Consider the following 18,224-nt stretch of genomic DNA (forward strand, 5'->3'; position numbering starts at 1 on the left):
AGGTTAAAAATACCCTTAATTCTTTATCCCTTTGATTTTATATGCATTAAATGTCGGCACGCTTTGTGTAGAGAAGATGGGGTGGCAAAACCTATATCCGACAGGAGCGTGACATGAAAAAGGTAATGGTGGTGGTGGCGACCGTGGCAGTTCTGGGCAGCAGCCTGGTCAGGGCGGACGAGATTCTCGAAGTGCATCAGGACCGTGCTGTTGGTGGTGGTTTCGGTGGGCTCAGCGGTTTCATGCTCGGGGCGGCGGCGGGCGGCCCGATCGGTGCGCTGGTTGGCGGCGGCGTCGGTTACCTGCTGGGGCAAGGCGCACAGCAGGCGGCGGGGCTGGAGCAAACGCGCTATGTGGTCCGGCGTGAGGACGGCAGCGTCGCCCGCATCCGTACCTCCGATGACCGCTTCCTGCGCGGACAGCATATCGAGCGCGACGGCAGTCGGATCACCGCCTCGGCAGAATGATCGCCGGCGGGTAGTGCGTGGCGCGCTGTTTGCGGGATGATCGGGGCTGACATCCCCAGAGGAGGCACAGATGAGTTATTCCGTTCTGCACGTGGTGCACCTGCTGGCCGCGATCTTCTTCATCGGTACGCTGTTCTTTGAAGTGATGATTCTCGGCCGTATCCGCGAGCAGGTCGGCGAGCAGACGATGCCGCTGGTCGAGCGCGCCGTCGGTGCGCGTTCGCGGGTGGTGCTGCACTGGGTCGTGCTGTTCGTCTACGGGGCGGGCATCGGCCTGGGCTGGTATCACCGCGAAGCGCTGGCCGACCCGCTGGCCAGCAGCTTCGCCACCTTGCTGACGTTCAAGATCGTGCTGGCGATCGGCGTGTTCTTCACCTTCGGCCTGGTCGCCATCCTGCTGCGCAAGGGGCGCATGACGCCGGCCCGCTATCGGGCGATCCACTGGGCCATCTTTGTGCAGATGATCGGCATCGTGCTGTTGGCCAAGGGCATGTTCTACGTGCATTGGTGAGGCTGCGCTGCATACCCAGTTTCGTCGGTTGCGGTGATGACCACGGTCAATTCTATTGAGGCTTCGTTGCATGTTTATCGGGCCTGATTCAGTCATCGCAGCCTCGTTGCTTTAGCGGCTGCGGGAACTAAGGTGGCTGCATCGTTTCCCGATCAGCAGAGGTTGCCCATGGATTTTGCCTACAGCCCACGTGTCGAGGCGCTGCGTCAGCAACTGCGCGCCTTCATGGACCAGTACATCGTGCCGCGAATAGGCGCCTGGCATGCCGAGGTAGCGGCCGGACAGTATCCCGTCTCCTTCATGGACGACCTCAAGGCGCTGGCGCGTTCGGAAGGGCTGTGGAACCTGTTCCTGCCGTCGCTCGGCGAGGATGAGCCGGGGATGGGCCTGAGCAATCTCGAATACGCGCCGCTGGCGGAGATCATGGGGCGCGTGCACTGGGCCTCGGAGGTGTTCAACTGCAACGCGCCGGATACCGGCAACATGGAGCTGCTGCACATGTTCGCCACGCCCGAGCAGCGCGAGCGCTGGCTCAAGCCGCTATTGGAGGGCGAAATCCGCTCGGCCTTCGCCATGACCGAGCCGGACGTGCCGTCCTCCGATGCGACCAACATCCAGACGCTGATTCGCCGCGACGGCGACGACTACGTGATCAACGGCCGCAAGTGGTTCATCACCAACGCCTCGCATCCCAACTGCAAGCTGTTGATCGTCATGGGCAAGACCGACCCGGACGCCGAGACCCATCAGCAGCAGAGCATGATCCTGGTGCCGTTCGACACGCCCGGTGTCGAGCTGGTGCGCAACATTCCGGTGATGAACCACATCGCCCCGGAAGGCCACAGTGAACTGCTGCTGAAGAACGTGCGGGTGCCGGCGAGCAACCTGCTGGGCAGGGAAGGAGACGGTTTCATGATGGCCCAGGCGCGTCTGGGGCCAGGGCGCATCCACCACTGCATGCGCTCGATCGGCATGGCCGAGCTGGCCCTGGAGCTGATGGTCGAGCGCTGCCAGGAACGCAAGGCGTTCGGCAAGTACCTGCAGCAGTATTCCAACATCGGCGACTGGATCGCCGAGTCGCGCATCGAGATCGAGCAGGCGCGGCTGCTGGTACTCAAGACCGCCTGGATGATCGACGAGGTCGGCGCCAAGGCCGCGCGCAAGGAGATTTCCATGATCAAGGCGTTGGTGCCGCGTATGCACACCAACGTCGTCGACCGCGCCATCCAGGTCTACGGCGCGATGGGCCTGACGCCGGACACGCCGCTGGCCGACATGTGGACCGGCGGCCGCGCCCTGCGCTTCGCCGACGGCCCGGATCAGGTGCATCTGCGCAGCATCGCGAAAATGGAAATCAAGGCCAGTGAAGCCAGTCGCGGCGCGACGGCGGCCTATCTCACCCCACCCGGCCGTCACTGAGCGTGCCGCTTCTGCCGGCCGTATCACCACTGCGGTGTGCGGCCAGCCGCTTCTTTGATGCTTTTACCCGCCGTTTCGCTCGCATTCTGGGGTGGCTGGCCTAGGCTGGTCATCAAAGCTTCGTAGGTTGCGTTCATGTTGTTTATTGACATGGGACAACGAAAGTGACGGCCGACCACGTCCTTGATTGCAGTCAAGGGGCGCCGACAGAGCGCTCCCCTACCATGCGAGCCACTTCAAGTAGTGCAAGCAGGTGATTTCGATGGCTTCCCGCGAGTTCTGGTCGCTGCCCGGTGCGCTGAGCGCCTGGGTCACGGGCCTTTTCATCGCCCTTGTTCTGGCAGTCTGCGCCGTGCCGGTGCAGGCCCGCGAGTACCCGGCCGAACAGCAGCGCCTGGAGAAATTCTTCCCCGGTGCCAGCGTTTCGGCGGCCGAGGGCGATTACCAGGTCCGCACGATCACCAAGGGAGACGAGGTCCTCGGTTATGCCTTCCAGTCCATCAACGTGGTGGACATCCCCGCCTACTCCGGCAAATCGATCAACATGCAGGTGCTGCTCGATCCCCAGGGCGTGATCGTCGATGCCTACGTGCTCGAGCACCATGAACCGATCCTGCTGATCGGCATCCCCGAAGAAGAGCTGCACGCCTTCAATGCCAAGTACCAGGGCATCCACGTTGACCAGCGCGTCGTGGTCGGCCGTTCGCGGGACGAGAATGCGGTCACCATCGATGCGGTCACCGGGGCCACCGTCACGGTGATGGTGGTCAACGAGATCGTCATGCGCGCGGCGCATGACGTCGCGGTGTCGCTGGGGCTGGTGGAGAGCAAGGCGGGCGTCGCGCAGAAGCCGGCCACCGTTCGCGCGGATTATTACGAGCCGGCAACCTGGAGCGACCTGACCGGCAACGGCGCAATCCGCCGCCTGCACCTGACCAAGGGCGAGATCGACGAGGCGTTCAAGGGCACCGAGGGCGAAGGCATCGACGAGGCGGCGGCAGATGAGGTGCAGGACACTTTCATCGACCTCTACGCCACGCACCTGAACCCACCGACCATCGGTCGCGCCCTGCTCGGCGACGCGCACTACCGCACGCTGATGGACGAGCTCAAGCCAGGCGAGCATGCGGTCGCGGTGATGGGCAGCGGTGAGTACTCGTTCAAGGGCTCGGGTTATGTCCGCGGCGGCATTTTCGATCGGGTCCAGTTGCGCCAGTTCGGCAATGTGATCAGCTTCCGCGACATGGACTTCCAGCGGCTGGACGACGTCTATGCCGAGGGCATGCCCGACTTCAGGGAAATGGCGATCTTCATCGTCCGCGAGCATGCGGCGTTCGATCCCGGTTCACCCTGGACGCTGGAGCTGCTGGTGCGCCGCCAGACCGGCCCGATCAGCGGCATGTTCACCAGCTTCGAGCTGCCCTACCAGATGCCCGAGCAGTACATCGAGCGTCCGCAGCCGACCGCCGAGGAGCTGGCCGCCATCGAAGAGGCCAACCGGCCGATGTGGGTCAACATCTGGTACCAGAAGTCATTCCAGATTGGCGTGATCCTCGCGGCGCTGGGCCTGCTGACGGTCATCCTGTTCCTGCAGGACAAGTTCACTCAGCGGCCGCGGTTCCTGCACTGGCTGCGTCGCGGCTACCTGGTGTTCACCGTGGTGTTCATCGGTTGGTACGCGCTGGGGCAGCTGTCGGTGGTCAACGTGCTGACCTTCGTCCACGCGCTGTTCCAGGATTTCCGCTGGGAGCTGTTCCTCTCCGATCCGGTGATCTTCATCATCTGGACCTTCACCGCCGCCAGCATCCTGCTCTGGGGCCGTGGCGTGTTCTGCGGCTGGCTGTGCCCCTTCGGCGCGCTGCAGGAGCTGATCAACGAAGCCGCACGCAAGCTGAAGATTCCGCAGTACGAGCTGCCCTTCGCCGTGCATGAGCGGCTCTGGGCGATCAAGTACATCGTCCTGCTGGTGCTGTTCGGCATCTCCCTCGAGTCGATGATGATGGCCGAGAAGGCCGCCGAGGTTGAGCCGTTCAAGACCGCCATCACCCTCAAGTTCGACCGCCAGTGGTGGTTCGTCGCCTACGCGGTGTTCCTGCTGGTCATCAACATCTTCACCCGCAAGGTGTACTGCCGCTACGTCTGCCCGCTGGGGGCGGCGCTGTCGATCAGCAGCAAGGTGCGCCTGTTCGACTGGCTCAAGCGGCGCCCCGAATGCGGCAGCCCCTGCCAGCTGTGCGCCAAGGAATGCGAGATCCAGGCCATCCACCCGGATGGGCACATCAACCACAACGAGTGCCATTACTGCCTGGACTGCCAGATGACCTACCACAACGAAGACAAGTGCCCGCCGCTGATTCTGAAGAACAAGCGCGCCAAGCGCGGCAAGAAGGCACCGGCCGACCCGTCGCTGATTCCCGTAGTGCAAGTGGTGGAACCCTGAGCCGTCGCCGCAGGCGAGGCGCTCGATCGATGTGTTTGAAGCAGTGTCCCAAAGGAGCAAAACCCCATGAGTGACAAGAGCAAGAACAATCCCGAGGTGCTGGAGAAGGGCGGCATGAGCCGTCGTGGCTTCCTCGGCGCCAGCGCGGTGACTGGCGCGGCCGTTGCGGCCACGGCCTTCGGCGGCGCGGTGATGAGCCGCGAGTCCTGGGCCGCAGCGGTCAAGGACGCGCGGCAGAACATTCACGTCGCGCCGGGCGAACTGGACGACTACTACGGCTTCTGGAGCGGCGGCCACCAGGGCGAGGTGCGTGTGCTGGGCATTCCGTCGATGCGTGAGCTGATGCGCATCCCGGTATTCAACGTCGACTCGGCCACCGGCTGGGGCCTGACCAACGAGAGCAAGGCGGTGCTGGGTGATAGCGCCAAGTTCCTCAACGGTGACTGCCACCACCCGCACATCTCGATGAAGGACGGCAAGTACGACGGCAAGTACGTATTCATCAACGACAAGGCCAACACCCGTGTCGCGCGTATCCGCCTGGATATCATGAAGTGCGACAAGATCCTGACCGTGCCGAACTGCCAGGCGATCCACGGCCTGCGCCTGCAGAAGGTGCCGTATACCAAGTACGTATACGCCAACGCCGAGTTCGTCATTCCGCACCCGAACGACGGCAAGGTGTTCGATCTGCAGGATGAAAACAGCTACACCATGTACAACGTCATCGACGCTGAAAAGATGGAGATGGCCTTCCAGATCATCGTCGACGGCAACCTCGATAACACCGACGCCGACTACACCGGCCGCTTCACCGCTGCCACCTGCTACAACTCGGAAAAGGCCTACGACCTCGGCGGCATGATGCGCAACGAGCGTGACTGGGTCGTGGTGTTCGACATCGAGGCAGCCGAGAAGGCGGTCAAGGCTGGCAAGTTCATCACCCTCGGCGACTCCAAGGTGCCGGTGCTCGATGGCCGCAAGAAAGGCGACAAGGACAGCGAATTCACTCGTTACATTCCGGTACCGAAGAACCCGCACGGCTGCAACACCTCCTCCGATGGCAAGTACTTCATCGCCAACGGCAAGCTGTCGCCGACCGTGTCGATGATCGAGATCGCCAAGCTGCCCGACCTGTTCGCCGGCAAGCTGAAGGACCCGCGCGACACCATCGCTGCGGAAGTGGAACTGGGCCTCGGCCCGCTGCACACCACCTTCGACGGTCGCGGCAACGCGTACACCACGCTGTTCATCGACAGCCAGGTGGTCAAGTGGAACATGGCCGACGCGGTCCGCGCCTACAAGGGTGAGAAGGTCAACTACATCAAGCAGAAGCTGGATGTGCACTATCAGCCGGGCCACATCCATGCCTCGCTGTGCGAGACCAGCGAAGCCGACGGCAAGTGGCTGGTGGCGCTGTGCAAGTTCGGCAAGGACCGCTTCCTGCCGACCGGCCCGCTGCATCCGGAAAACGACCAGCTGATCGACATCTCCGGCGACGAGATGAAGCTGGTGCATGACGGCCCCACCTTTGCCGAGCCGCACGACTGCGTCATGGCCCGTCGTGACCAGATCAAGACCAAGAAGATCTGGGACCGCAACGACCCGTTCTTCGCCGGCACCGTGGAAATGGCGAAGAAGGACGGTATCAACCTCGACACCGACAACAAGGTCATCCGCGACGGCAACAAGGTGCGCGTGTACATGACGTCCATGGCGCCGGCATACGGTGTTCAGGAGTTCACCGTCAAGCAGGGCGACGAAGTCACCGTGACCATCACCAACATCGACCAGATCGAAGACGTGTCCCACGGCTTCGTCATGGTCAACCATGGTGTGAGCATGGAGATCAGCCCGCAGCAGACCTCTTCCATCACCTTTGTCGCTGACAAGCCGGGGCTGCACTGGTACTACTGCAGCTGGTTCTGTCACGCGCTGCACATGGAAATGGTCGGCCGCATGATGGTCGAGCCCGCCTAAGCGGCTCCAGCCATCGCCCGTTTGCGGTCGGGCGATGGCGTCGCAATCCGCGAAGGGTTTCGGCATGCTGCCGCGACCCTTCCGGCAACCGCCGTTCGCCTGCAAGCTGAAGAAGGTCAAAACGCAGTGTTCAAAGCTCAGGCTGGTTTTTTCTCGCGATACCCCACAGCAGTCATGCTGCTGCTTCTATTCAGTGGTGCGGCTCAGGCGGCACCGCAATCGATTACCACCCTGCCGCTGCAGCCCGACGGTGAGAACCGCTGGCGCCTGCCTGCCGGGGAATATCAGGGGCAGTTCACCATCGAGCAACCCATGCAGCTGCGTTGCGAGCCGGGTGCGACCATCCAGTCGCAAGGGCAGGGCAGCAGCCTGGTCATCAGCGCGCCCGACGTGCTCGTCGACGGCTGCACGCTGCGCGACTGGGGCTCCGACCTCACGGCCATGGATTCGGCGGTGTTCGTCCTGCCAGCCGCGCCGCGGGCGCTGATCCGGAACAACCGCATGCAGGGGCCGGGCTTCGGCGTGTTCGTCGATGGCGCCGCCGACGTGCAGGTGATCGGCAACGAGATCGTCGGCGAGGTGGACATTCGCTCGCAGGACCGCGGCAACGGCATTCACCTGTTCGCCGTGAACGGTGCACGCATCGTCGGCAATCGGGTACGTGACGTCCGCGATGGCATCTATATCGACACCTCCAACGGCAACCACCTGGAGGCCAACGTCCTCGAGGATCTGCGCTATGGCGTGCATTACATGTTCGCCAACGACAACAGCGTGATCAACAACGTCACCCGCCGTACCCGTACCGGCTACGCGCTGATGCAGAGCCGCAAGCTGATCGTCACGGGCAACCGCTCCGAGCAGGATCAGAACTACGGCATCCTGATGAACTACATCACCTACTCGACCATCACCGGCAACTTCGTCAGCGAGGTGCAGCGTGGCGATACCGGTGGCGACAGCATGATCAGCGGCGGCGAAGGCAAGGCGCTGTTCATCTACAACTCGCTGTTCAACACCATCGAGAACAACCACTTCGAGAAGAGCTCGCTGGGCATCCACCTGACCGCCGGCTCCGAAGACAACCGCATTTCCGGCAACGCCTTCGTCGGCAACCAGCAGCAGGTCAAGTACGTGGCGACCCGCACCCAGGAATGGTCGGTGGACGGCCGTGGCAACTACTGGAGCGATTACCTGGGCTGGGACCGCAATGACGACGGCCTGGGCGATGTCGCCTACGAACCCAACGACAACGTCGATCGCCTGCTCTGGCTCTACCCGCAGGTGCGCCTGCTGATGAACAGCCCGAGCATCGAGGTGCTGCGCTGGGTGCAGCGTGCCTTCCCGGTGGTCAAGTCGCCGGGCGTGCAGGACAGCCATCCGCTGATGAAGCTGCCCACTGAAGAACTCCTAACCGAAAAGCAGGAACCAACGTCATGAACGCCGTCGAGATCCAGGGCGTAAGCCAGCGTTACGGCAGCATGACCGTGCTGCACGATCTGAACCTGAACCTCGGTGAGGGCGAGGTGCTGGGGCTGTTCGGCCATAACGGCGCGGGCAAGACCACCAGCATGAAGCTGATTCTCGGCCTGCTCTCGCCGAGCGCGGGCCAGGTGAAAGTGCTCGGCCGCGCGCCGAACGATCCGCAGGTGCGCCGCCAGCTCGGCTATCTGCCGGAGAACGTGACCTTCTATCCGCAGTTGAGCGGCCGCGAAACCCTGCGCCACTTCGCTCGCCTCAAGGGCGCGGCGCTTGGCCAGGTGGACGAGCTGCTCGAGCAGGTCGGCCTGGCGCATGCCGCCGACCGCCGGGTGAAGACCTATTCCAAGGGTATGCGCCAGCGCCTCGGCCTGGCTCAGGCGCTGCTCGGCGAACCGAAGTTGCTGCTGCTCGACGAGCCGACCGTGGGCCTAGATCCGATCGCCACCCAGGATCTCTACCAGCTGATCGACCGCCTGCGTCAGCGCGGCACCAGCATCATCCTCTGCTCCCACGTGCTGCCGGGCGTCGAGGCGCATATCAACCGCGCGGCGATCCTCGCCAAGGGTCGCTTACAGGCGGTCGGCAGCCTGTCGCAACTGCGTGCCGAGGCCGGGCTGCCGGTGCGCATCCGCGCCAGCGGCATCAGCGAGCGCGACAGTTGGCTGCAGCGCTGGACCGATGCCGGGCACAGCGCCCGCGGCCTCAGCGAGACGAGTCTGGAAGTGGTTGCCATCAATGGCCACAAGCTGGTGCTGCTGCGCCAGCTGCTCGGCGAGAGCGAGCCGGAGGACATCGAGATCCACCAGCCGTCGCTGGAAGACCTCTACCGCTATTACATGGAGCGCGCCGGTGACGTACGCGCCCAGGAGGGTCGCCCATGAACCAGGTCTGGAACATCGCCCGCAAGGAACTCAGCGACGGCCTGCGCAACCGCTGGCTGCTCGCCATCAGTCTGCTCTTCGCCGTGCTCGCGGTGGGCATCGCCTGGCTCGGCGCTGCGGCGTCCGGCCAGCTCGGCTTCACCTCGATTCCGGCGACCATCGCCAGCCTGGCCAGTCTGGCCACCTTTCTGATGCCGCTGATCGCATTGCTCTTGGCCTACGACGCCATCGTCGGCGAGGACGAGGGCGGCACGCTGATGCTGCTGCTGACCTATCCGCTGGGGCGCGGGCAGATTCTGCTCGGCAAGTTCGTCGGCCACGGGCTGATCCTCGCCCTGGCGGTGCTGATCGGCTTCGGCTGCGCGGCGCTGGCCATTGCCGTGCTGGTCGAGGGCGTCGAACTCGGCATGCTGTTCTGGGCGTTCGGCCGCTTCATGATCTCCTCGACGCTGCTCGGCTGGGTATTCCTCGCCTTGGCCTACGTGCTCAGCGGCAAGGTCAACGAGAAGTCCAGTGCCGCCGGGCTGGCGCTCGGCGTGTGGTTTCTCTTCGTGCTGGTGTTCGACCTGGTGCTGCTCGCGCTGCTGGTGCTCAGCGAAGGCAAGTTCAATCCCGAACTGCTGCCCTGGCTGCTGTTGCTCAACCCCACCGACATCTACCGGCTGATCAACCTGTCCGGCTTCGAGGGCAGCGGCAGCACCATGGGCGTGCTCTCGCTCGGTGCCGACCTGCCAGTGCCGGGCGCGGTGCTCTGGCTCTGTTTGCTGGCCTGGGTCGGCGTTTCGCTGTTGCTGGCCTACGGCATCTTCCGCCGTCGGCTGGCCTGAACTCATGAATCAAAAAGGAAATCCCTCTATGAACGCACTGCATCGCATCGGCGCCGGAACCTTCCTCGCTCTGCTGCTTGCTGTCGGCCTGGCCGGCTGCGGCGAGAAGGAAGAGGTCGAGCAGGCGCTGGACCCGGTGGCCTTCCACGACAGCGACGAATGCCATGTCTGCGGCATGATCATCAGCGACTTCCCCGGGCCCAAGGGCCAGGCGGTGGAGAAGGGTGGGGTGAAGAAGTTCTGTTCCACCGCCGAGATGCTCGGCTGGTGGTTGCAGCCGGAAAACCGCCTGCTCGACGCCAAGCTGTACGTGCACGACATGGGCCGCAGCGTTTGGGAAAAACCGGATGACGGTCACCTGATCGACGCAACCAGCGCCTACTATGTGGTCGGCACGTCGCTCAAGGGGGCCATGGGGGCATCGTTGGCGACCTTCGCCGACGAGCAGGTGGCCAAGCGTCTGGCCGAGGAACACGGTGGCCGCGTGCTGCGTTTCGATCAGATCGATCAGGCGCTGCTGCAGGAAGCGGCGAGCATGCAGCATGGCGGCATGCACGAGCACATGCCGGCCGATCGACACAATGCACACGCAGGTCACTGAGCCGCGATCAATTCCGCTACATCCGAGGTAAGCACAATGATGGGTATCAGCGTCTGGCAACTTCTGATCATTCTTCTGATCGTCGTCATGCTGTTCGGCACCAAGCGCCTGCGCGGTCTGGGCTCCGACCTGGGCAGCGCGATCAGCGGTTTTCGCAAGTCGGTGAGCGACGGTGAAACGACCGCGAGCAGTGAGACGGTGAAGCAGGAACTCAAGTAAGCGCGTCTGCCTCCTGCGGCGCCGGTTCACGTGCCGGTCGCCGCTCCGAGACCTGCCGGCGCCTGTCCGCGCTTGCAGGTCAGCTTCGCATCTCCGCGCGGCAGTATGGCCGCCTTGCACCTCAACGGTGCATCTTCGAGCGGGTCTTCGGCGCCGCACGTCACTTTTCCGCCGCCTCGGAAAAAAGCTGATCGCAATCAAGTCTGCCGAGCGCTCCTACCCTGTAGAAAGTAACCTTGGCTCCCGCTTTCTGGAGCGCTCATCTGCCTGTTGCGCCCATGACTGTGCGCTGCGGGACATGGCAATACTGGAGGCCTTCCGTGCAAGTTATCGACCGGCGAAAAGCCCTGAGTATCCCGCCTATCTGGCGGCTCGCGTTTCGCCCCTTCTTTCTCGCCGGCAGCGTCTATGCGCTGCTGGCAATCCCGCTCTGGGTCGCCGCCTGGACCGGGCTCTGGCCGGGCTTTCAGCCCACCGGCGGCTGGCTCGCCTGGCACCGTCACGAAATGCTGTTCGGCTTCGCCATGGCGATCGTCGCCGGCTTCCTGCTGACCGCGGTACAGACCTGGACCGGGCAGACCGCGCCCTCCGGCAACCGTCTGATGGGGCTGGCGCTGCTCTGGCTGGCGGCACGCCTGGGCTGGTTGTTCGGCCTGCCCGCCGAGTGGCTGGCCCCGCTGGATTTGCTGTTCCTGCTGGCCCTGGCCTGGGTGATGGCGCGCATGCTCTGGGCCGTGCGGCAGAAGCGCAACTACCCGATCGTGGTGGTGCTGAGCCTGATGTTCGGTGCCGACCTGCTGGTGCTGAGCGGCCTGCTGCAAGGCAGCGATGCCCTGCAGCGCCAGGGCGTGCTGGCCGGCCTCTGGCTGGTGGCCGCATTGATGGCGCTGATCGGCGGGCGGGTAATTCCGTTCTTCACCCAGCGCGGGCTGGGCAAGGTCGAGGCGCTCAAGCCCTGGGTATGGCTGGATGTCGCCCTGCTGGTGGGCACCGGTGTGATCGCCCTGTTGCATGCAGTCGGCATCGCCATGCAGCCGCACCCTGTGCTGGGCCTGTTGTTCGCGGCTATCGGCGCCGGCCATCTGCTGCGTCTGGCGCGCTGGTATGACAAGGGCATCTGGAAGGTCGGCCTGCTCTGGTCGTTGCACCTGGCGATGCTCTGGCTGGTGGTCGCGGCGTTCGGCCTGGCGCTCTGGCATTTCGGTCTGCTGGCGCAGTCCAGCCCGTCGCTGCATGCGCTGAGCGTCGGTTCGATGAGTGGCTTGATCCTGGCCATGATCGCCCGGGTGACGCTCGGCCACACCGGTCGGCCGCTGCAGTTACCGGCGGGCATTATCGGGGCCTTCGTGCTGTTCAACCTCGGTACGGCAGCGCGGGTATTCCTCTCGGTCATCTGGCCGGTCGGCGGGCTGTGGCTGGCGGCGGCCTGCTGGGCACTGGCCTTCGCGCTCTACGTCTGGCGCTACGCGCCGATGCTGGTCGCGCCCCGTGTGGATGGACACCCGGGCTAACAGCGCAAGTCGCAATCGGCAGGTGCCGTCGCACCTGCCACACCTAACCAGCTTGAAAACCGCTGCCTCTGGCGAGGCGGCCTGTGACTCGACACGTGTCGAGCTCGGAGATGATGAATGAAAAGCGAGTTTCAGGATCGTCTTGCGGTCGTGACCGGTGCCAGCTCCGGAATCGGCCTGGCACTGTGTGCTGCCCTGTTGCAGCGGGGAGCCCAAGTGCTGGCGATGTCGCGCAGCCTGGGTGGTCTCGAGGCGCTGTTGGCGACGCATCCGGAGCAGCTGCAATGGCTGCGTGGCGATGTCACTTCGGCCGAAGACCTGGCCGAGCTGGGCCGGCGCGCGGCCCAGCTCGGCCCCGTGCATTATCTGGTGCCCAATGCGGGCATCGCCGAGCTGGCCGATGGCCTCGACATGGCGGCCTTCGACCGGCAGTGGGCAGTCAATGGCGCCGGTGCGCTGAACACCCTCGCGGTCATGCGTAACGAGCTGGCCAAGCCGGCTTCGGTGGTGTTCGTCGGCACCTTTCTGATCCGTTCGACCTTCCCCGGCCTGGCCGCCTACATCGCCAGCAAGGCGGCGTTGGCGGCGCAGGCGCGTACGCTGGCGGTGGAGTTCGCGCCGCTGGATGTACGCATCAACATGGTCTCGCCAGGGCCGACCGCTACCGCCATCTGGGGCACGCTGGGACTGACCGACGACCAGCTCGAAGGCGTTGCCGATGGCGTTACCAAGCGCCTGCTGCCGGGGCATTTCCTCGAGTCCGCGGCGGTCGCCAACGTCATCCTGTTCCAGCTCTCGCAAGGCGCGCGCGGCGTGTTCGGTCAGGACTGGGTGGTGGATAACGGCTACACCATCAGCTGAGGGATACCCGCATGTGGTTCAAGTGGAAGCGCAGCGCGGTACGCCTGGAGCAGGAATTGCGCGCGTTGCAGTCCAGTCACGCCGAGCAGTCGGCGCGCGTCGCAGCGCTGGAACAGCAGCTGCAGGTAGCAGAAGCCGCCAGCCAGCAACGCCAGCGACAGCTCGACTATTACCGCGGCGTGTCGGAAAAGCTGATTCGCTTCAGCACCTCGGTGGCCCATCTCGGCGAGTCGTTCGAGTTCCTCACCGGGCAGTTGGGCGATAACAAGGCCCGTGCCGGCGAGGTCGCCGCCGCGGCGCTGAGCAACCAGAAGCATTTCGGCGAGCTGCAGGGCAAGGCCGCCGAGATGGAGGGCGGCCTTGGCCTGGCCTCGCGCAAGGTCGATACCCTTGCCGAGCGCTCGCAGGAGATCAACGGCATCGTCGATCTCATCAGCGGCATCGCCAGCCAGACCAATCTGCTGGCGCTGAATGCCGCGATCGAGGCGGCGCGGGCCGGCGAAGCCGGGCGTGGTTTCGCGGTTGTCGCCGGGGAGATTCGCAGCCTGGCGGAAAAGACCGCGCTGGCGACCGATGACATCGTGCGCAAGATTGGCGAAGTGCAGGCCGAAATCCGCAACGTGCATGACTATATCCAGCTGCAGGGCAGCCACGCCAAGGGCTTCAGCCGAACCACCGAGGTCGCGGTCGAGGCGATGCGTACGCTCTACCAGCTGGCCGGGACGATGCGCGCCAGCAGCGCCGCGTCTTCCTTCCGTGCCGGCATCGAGCTGGCCAATCTCGACGAGCTGTCACTGAAGTTCGTGGTGTACAACCACCTGCTGAGCGACCAGGCACAGCCAATTCCACAGCTGCCGAGCGAACGCGACTGTCGTTTCGGCCGCTGGTACTACGGCGAGGGCAACCGCGATATCCAGGCGCTGGACTGCTTCCGGCAGATCGAGCGGCCGCACACGGCGGTGCATGCCCAAGGGCAGGCGGCGCTGGATGCATTTGCTCAGGACGCCCTGGAAACCGCGCTGCGCCACCTGGGCCAGATGGAGGACGCCAACCTGGAGGTGATGCGTATCGTCACCGCGGTGGTCGATCAGTACGAGCGAGGGACGAGCCACGCGGCTTGATGCTGCAGGCTGCGGTTTCTGCCTCATGGCGGGCTTAGTGCAAGAATATTGCGCTTATCGATCAATACTATTCGTTAGATAACATTTAACTCGCCGCAGACAATGCGCACGCATTCCGTCTGCGCGGCATTCCGTCGCGCTCGATATGAACCGATCCCAGGAGGAACGGCGAGCGGATGCGGCGTGCCGGCCCGTCGACCATTGCCAGCGCTGCGCTGGCAGATCTCGATGTTCGTTCCCTGGGCGCCCGCGTCGGCCGCCTGGCAAGCATGAGCGAACTGCACAACAGTCCCGAACCGATTGCCTACAACTACCACGTGGTGCGCCAGTTCACCCTGATGACGCTGGTCTGGGGTGTGCTCGGCATGGGCCTCGGCGTCTTCATCGCCGCTCAGCTGGTCTGGCCGCAGCTGAACTTCGATCTGCCCTGGACCAGCTTCGGCCGGCTGCGACCGATCCACACCAATCTGGTGATCTTCGCCTTCGGTGGCGGCGCGCTGTTCGCCTCGTCCTTCTACATCGTCCAGCGCACCAGCCATGCCCGGCTGATTTCCGATCGGCTGGCGGCGCTGGTGTTCTGGGGCTGGCAGGCAGCCTGCGTGGCAATGCCGATCAGCTACGCGCTGGGCTACACCACGTCCAAGGAATACGCCGAGATGGAGTGGCCGATCGCGCTCTGGGTGACGCTGATCTGGGTGCTCTACGCCTATCTGTTCTTCGGCACCATCGCCCGCCGGCGCATCCGTCACATCTATGTCGGCAACTGGTTCTTCGGCGCCTTCATCATCGTTACCGGCATGGTGCACATCATCAACCATGCCCTGGTCCCGGTAGGGCCGCTCAAGTCCTACTCGCTGTATTCGGGCGCCACCGATGCGATGGTGCAGTGGTGGTACGGGCACAGCGTGGTGGGCTTCATTCTCTCGGTCGGCTTTCTCGGGATGATGTATTACTTCGTGCCCAAACAGGCGGGGCGGCCGATCTACTCGTATCGCCTTTCCATCGTGCACTTCTGGGCGATCATCTCGATCTACATCTGGGCCGGCCCACATCACCTGCACTACACCGCACTGCCGGACTGGGCGCAGAGCCTGGGCATGGTGATGTCGATCATCCTGCTGGCGCCGAGCTGGGGCGGCATGATCAACGGCATGATGACCCTCTCCGGTGCCTGGCATAAGCTGCGCACCGACCCGATCCTGCGCTTTCTGGTGGTCTCGCTGGCGTTCTACGGCATGTCCACCTTCGAAGGGCCGATGATGGCGATCAAGACGGTCAACGCACTGTCGCACTACACCGACTGGACCATCGGCCACGTACACGCCGGGGCGCTGGGCTGGGTGGCGATGATCTCCATCGGCTCGCTGTACCACCTGATACCGCGGCTGTGGGGGGGCGAGCAGATGCACAGCATCGGGCTGATCAACGCGCACTTCTGGCTGGCCACCATCGGCACGGTGCTCTACATCGCCTCGATGTGGGTCAACGGCATCACCCAGGGCTTGATGTGGCGCGCAGTCAACGAAGACGGCACGCTGACCTACTCTTTCATCGAGGCGCTGGAAGCCAGCCATCCCGGCTACATCGTGCGCATGGCCGGCGGCGGCATTTTCGCCTGCGGCATGCTGCTGATGGCATTGAACACCTGGCTGACCGTGCGCCACGCGCGGCGCGCCCCGGCCCGGGACGCAGAGCTGACCGCTGTGACCGCTTGATTTCCACTCGCTACCCTTGTAGCTCCTGAGGGTCCAGGGACGGACCTTTTTTACCCGGCTACGCTCCCATAGCCGGTGCTTCGTCTGACAAGAGCCTCCATGCAAGACAATCTGATCGACTGGTTCAAATCCTTCGTTCCCGCTCCCCTGAATGCGGCTCCCCGACACTGGCTGCGCGCCGCCATCGGCGTCGCCCTGGTCATGCCACTGGTGTTTCTCAGCGACCGCTGGCTGGTCGGCACCGGGCTGGCGCTGCAAGTGATCGCGCCGGTTGGCGCCTCCGCCGTGCTGGTGTTCGTCGCTTCGTCGAGTCCTTTCGCGCAGCCCTGGTCTGTCATCGGTGGCAACCTTTTCGCCGCGCTGATCGGCGTCTCCCTGGGGCTCAGTGGCCTGCCCAGCGTGCTCGCCGCGACGCTGGCCGGCGCGGCGACGCTGCTGTGTCTCTTTGCGCTACGCTGCCTGCATCCGCCGAGCATCGCGCTGGCACTGGTGGCCGCAGTGGGTGGCCCCGACCTGCACCAGTTGCACTTCGGCCTGCTCTGGCCAGTGATGTTCAACTCGCTGCTGCTGGTGACCTTCGCGCTGCTGTTCAACAACCTCACGGGTAATCCCTACCCCAAGGCGCGCTTGCCGCGCGAAAACGAGCACCACACCCGGGATCCTCGCCCAGGCGAGCGAATGAGCTTTGTCCAGGATGACGTCGACCGGGCGCTGGCCGAATTCGGCGAGTACGTCGACATCACCCGCGACGACCTCGCCCGGCTGATCAAACAGACCGAGAAGCACGCCCTGCGCCGCAGCATGGGCGAGATCACCGCGGCGCACGTGATGTCGCGCGATCTCTACTGGCACACCCCGGATACCTTCATCGAACAGGCCTGGCAGACGCTGCAGCAGCATCGCCTGCGCTCGTTGCCGGTGGTCGAGGGCGATGACCATCGGCTGGTCGGCATCGTCACCCAGGTGGATCTGCTCAAGCACTTCCATCCACGCCCGGGGCGGCTCAGCTTCGGCCAGCTGAACTTCCTGCGCGGCACCAAGCTGCGCGCGATCATGAGTTCGCCAGTGGTTTCGGTGACGGCCGATACGCACATGGTCGAGCTGGTCTACCTACTCTCCGACCGGGGCCTGCATTGCCTGCCGGTGGTGGACGCGCAGCAGCGGCTGATCGGCATGATCACCCAGACCGACCTGATCGCCGCGCTGTACCGCAACTGGCTCAAGCAGCTGCCGGACTGACCCGCGCCGGTCAGATTTCGTAGTACCAGCGCGACCAGTCGTAGTCGTCGAGAGCGAGCTCGCGCAGCAGCTCGATGGCTTTGCCCAGCGCCGGCGACTCACTGGCGCGGGCACGTACCAGATAGACCGGGTAGGAAAACTCCGGTGCCTGCTCCACTCGCTTGAGAATGCCTTCTTCCAGGTAGCGCTGGACCACGCGGGTGCGGAAGTAGCCGCGCCCGCCGCATTGCACCAGATACTGCAGCGCCAGCGGGCCGAGGCTGAACGAAAGCGTGGCGCGGGTGCATTCGGGCAGCGCCTGGTTGTGCTGCTTGCGAAATGCCGGGCCCCAGTCGACATACAGGTACGGATCGGGATTGGCCGTCTGCACCACCTGGATGAGCTTCTCCTCCAGCAGCTGCTCGACCTGCAGGCCCGGCCAGTACTCCGGCTGGTGCACCAGCGCGGCGTCGAGCACACCCAGATCCAGCTTCTTCTGCAGCTCCTCGCCGCTGGCGATCTCCAGCCGCACCGCATGGCCCGGCAGCCCCTGGCGCAGGCGTTGCACCCAGGCCAGCATCAGCGGGTTGCACAGGCTCACCTCGGAGCCCAGGGTCAGCAGCTTGCCGCTGCCCTGCGACAGCGGCAGGTCGCGGCGCGCGGCTTCCCAGGTCTGCACCAGCTGGTTGGCGTAGGCGACGAAGCGTTCGCCGTCATGAGTCAGCCGAGCGCCGGCACGGTTGCGCACGAACATGCGGCAACCGAGCTGGCTTTCGAGGTTATGCACCCGCGCGGTGACGGCCGTCTGGGTGATGTGCAGGCGTTCGGCGGTGGCGATGAAGCTGCCGCTGCGAATGATCTCGAGAAAGGTGCGGGCGAGATCGATGTCCATGGTCGAGCCTTGCAAGCCGGGTGGGCTGGCGATTGTAGCAACCGTGCCGGCATCCGGTGGCGCACGGCGCCAGCCGGGC

At 64.4% G+C, this 18,224-nt stretch carries 16 protein-coding genes; 15 read left to right on the forward strand and 1 reads right to left on the reverse strand.

Going from position 1 to position 18,224, the window contains the following annotated elements; genetic code table 11:
• Window positions 1-113 precede the first annotated feature (113 nt).
• From ACX1DW_RS20880 to ACX1DW_RS20950, 15 genes are all read left to right on the forward strand, one after another.
• A complete protein-coding gene (locus tag ACX1DW_RS20880; protein WP_110775939.1) occupies window positions 114-467 on the forward strand; it encodes a hypothetical protein in 354 nt (117 codons plus the stop codon).
• A 70-nt stretch (window positions 468-537) separates the two neighbouring features.
• Window positions 538-978, forward strand: coding sequence for a CopD family copper resistance protein (locus ACX1DW_RS20885; protein WP_110775940.1), 441 nt, complete (start codon window positions 538-540; stop codon window positions 976-978).
• Window positions 979-1,146: 168 nt separating this feature from the next.
• Window positions 1,147-2,397, forward strand: a complete 1,251-nt coding sequence (locus ACX1DW_RS20890) for an acyl-CoA dehydrogenase family protein (protein WP_110775941.1) — start codon at window positions 1,147-1,149, stop codon at window positions 2,395-2,397.
• A 262-nt stretch (window positions 2,398-2,659) separates the two neighbouring features.
• Window positions 2,660-4,837, forward strand: coding sequence for a transcriptional regulator NosR (nosR, locus tag ACX1DW_RS20895; protein ID WP_110775942.1), 2,178 nt, complete (start codon window positions 2,660-2,662; stop codon window positions 4,835-4,837).
• A gap of 66 nt (window positions 4,838-4,903) precedes the next feature.
• A complete protein-coding gene (gene nosZ, locus ACX1DW_RS20900) occupies window positions 4,904-6,817 on the forward strand; it encodes a TAT-dependent nitrous-oxide reductase (protein WP_063542040.1) in 1,914 nt (637 codons plus the stop codon).
• Window positions 6,818-6,943: 126 nt separating this feature from the next.
• Window positions 6,944-8,257 carry a nitrous oxide reductase family maturation protein NosD gene (locus ACX1DW_RS20905; protein ID WP_458992312.1) on the forward strand — a complete coding sequence of 438 codons (1,314 nt, stop codon included), beginning with the start codon at window positions 6,944-6,946 and terminating at the stop codon, window positions 8,255-8,257.
• Entirely contained in the window at window positions 8,254-9,180 is a 927-nt protein-coding gene (locus ACX1DW_RS20910) for an ABC transporter ATP-binding protein (RefSeq protein WP_458992313.1), read from the forward strand. Before ACX1DW_RS20905 ends, ACX1DW_RS20910 begins: the two co-directional genes overlap by 4 nt.
• Window positions 9,177-10,007, forward strand: coding sequence for an ABC transporter permease (locus ACX1DW_RS20915; RefSeq protein WP_458992314.1), 831 nt, complete (start codon window positions 9,177-9,179; stop codon window positions 10,005-10,007). The genes ACX1DW_RS20910 and ACX1DW_RS20915 overlap by 4 nt, the downstream gene beginning before the upstream one ends.
• A 28-nt stretch (window positions 10,008-10,035) precedes the next feature.
• Window positions 10,036-10,608, forward strand: a complete 573-nt coding sequence (locus tag ACX1DW_RS20920; RefSeq protein ID WP_458992315.1) for a nitrous oxide reductase accessory protein NosL — start codon at window positions 10,036-10,038, stop codon at window positions 10,606-10,608.
• A 36-nt stretch (window positions 10,609-10,644) separates the two neighbouring features.
• Window positions 10,645-10,827 carry a twin-arginine translocase TatA/TatE family subunit gene (gene tatA / locus ACX1DW_RS20925; protein WP_014597691.1) on the forward strand — a complete coding sequence of 61 codons (183 nt, stop codon included), beginning with the start codon at window positions 10,645-10,647 and terminating at the stop codon, window positions 10,825-10,827.
• Window positions 10,828-11,147: 320 nt separating this feature from the next.
• Window positions 11,148-12,338 carry an NnrS family protein gene (locus ACX1DW_RS20930; RefSeq protein WP_458992316.1) on the forward strand — a complete coding sequence of 397 codons (1,191 nt, stop codon included), beginning with the start codon at window positions 11,148-11,150 and terminating at the stop codon, window positions 12,336-12,338.
• Window positions 12,339-12,455: 117 nt separating this feature from the next.
• Window positions 12,456-13,199: an SDR family NAD(P)-dependent oxidoreductase gene (locus ACX1DW_RS20935; RefSeq protein ID WP_013983992.1), complete on the forward strand. Its 744-nt coding sequence runs from the start codon at window positions 12,456-12,458 to the stop codon at window positions 13,197-13,199.
• 11 nt (window positions 13,200-13,210) lie between these two features.
• Window positions 13,211-14,320, forward strand: a complete 1,110-nt coding sequence (locus ACX1DW_RS20940; RefSeq protein ID WP_458992317.1) for a methyl-accepting chemotaxis protein — start codon at window positions 13,211-13,213, stop codon at window positions 14,318-14,320.
• A gap of 269 nt (window positions 14,321-14,589) precedes the next feature.
• Window positions 14,590-16,035: a cytochrome-c oxidase, cbb3-type subunit I gene (gene ccoN / locus ACX1DW_RS20945; RefSeq protein ID WP_458993424.1), complete on the forward strand. Its 1,446-nt coding sequence runs from the start codon at window positions 14,590-14,592 to the stop codon at window positions 16,033-16,035.
• A 99-nt stretch (window positions 16,036-16,134) separates the two neighbouring features.
• Window positions 16,135-17,274 (forward strand): HPP family protein, encoded by a 1,140-nt coding sequence (locus tag ACX1DW_RS20950; RefSeq protein ID WP_110775950.1) that lies wholly within the window; start codon window positions 16,135-16,137, stop codon window positions 17,272-17,274.
• A gap of 10 nt (window positions 17,275-17,284) precedes the next feature.
• Here ACX1DW_RS20950 and ACX1DW_RS20955 read toward each other — a convergent pair whose 3' ends face one another.
• Window positions 17,285-18,145: a LysR family transcriptional regulator gene (locus tag ACX1DW_RS20955; protein WP_458992318.1), complete on the reverse strand. Its 861-nt coding sequence runs from the start codon at window positions 18,143-18,145 to the stop codon at window positions 17,285-17,287.
• Between the last annotated feature and the right edge of the window lie 79 nt (window positions 18,146-18,224).

This window comes from Stutzerimonas sp. KH-1, assembly GCF_054483855.1.

Coding starts and splice junctions, on each gene's coding strand:
- ACX1DW_RS20910 (WP_458992313.1), top strand. CDS start 8,254: ATGAACGCCGTCGAGATCCAGGGCGTAAGCCAGCGTTACGGCAGCATG.
- nosR (WP_110775942.1), top strand. CDS start 2,660: ATGGCTTCCCGCGAGTTCTGGTCGCTGCCCGGTGCGCTGAGCGCCTGG.
- ACX1DW_RS20920 (WP_458992315.1), top strand. CDS start 10,036: ATGAACGCACTGCATCGCATCGGCGCCGGAACCTTCCTCGCTCTGCTG.
- ACX1DW_RS20890 (WP_110775941.1), top strand. CDS start 1,147: ATGGATTTTGCCTACAGCCCACGTGTCGAGGCGCTGCGTCAGCAACTG.
- ccoN (WP_458993424.1), top strand. CDS start 14,590: ATGAGCGAACTGCACAACAGTCCCGAACCGATTGCCTACAACTACCAC.
- ACX1DW_RS20915 (WP_458992314.1), top strand. CDS start 9,177: ATGAACCAGGTCTGGAACATCGCCCGCAAGGAACTCAGCGACGGCCTG.
- ACX1DW_RS20935 (WP_013983992.1), top strand. CDS start 12,456: ATGAAAAGCGAGTTTCAGGATCGTCTTGCGGTCGTGACCGGTGCCAGC.
- ACX1DW_RS20940 (WP_458992317.1), top strand. CDS start 13,211: ATGTGGTTCAAGTGGAAGCGCAGCGCGGTACGCCTGGAGCAGGAATTG.
- nosZ (WP_063542040.1), top strand. CDS start 4,904: ATGAGTGACAAGAGCAAGAACAATCCCGAGGTGCTGGAGAAGGGCGGC.
- tatA (WP_014597691.1), top strand. CDS start 10,645: ATGATGGGTATCAGCGTCTGGCAACTTCTGATCATTCTTCTGATCGTC.
- ACX1DW_RS20950 (WP_110775950.1), top strand. CDS start 16,135: ATGCAAGACAATCTGATCGACTGGTTCAAATCCTTCGTTCCCGCTCCC.
- ACX1DW_RS20880 (WP_110775939.1), top strand. CDS start 114: ATGAAAAAGGTAATGGTGGTGGTGGCGACCGTGGCAGTTCTGGGCAGC.
- ACX1DW_RS20885 (WP_110775940.1), top strand. CDS start 538: ATGAGTTATTCCGTTCTGCACGTGGTGCACCTGCTGGCCGCGATCTTC.
- ACX1DW_RS20955 (WP_458992318.1), bottom strand. CDS start 18,145: ATGGACATCGATCTCGCCCGCACCTTTCTCGAGATCATTCGCAGCGGC.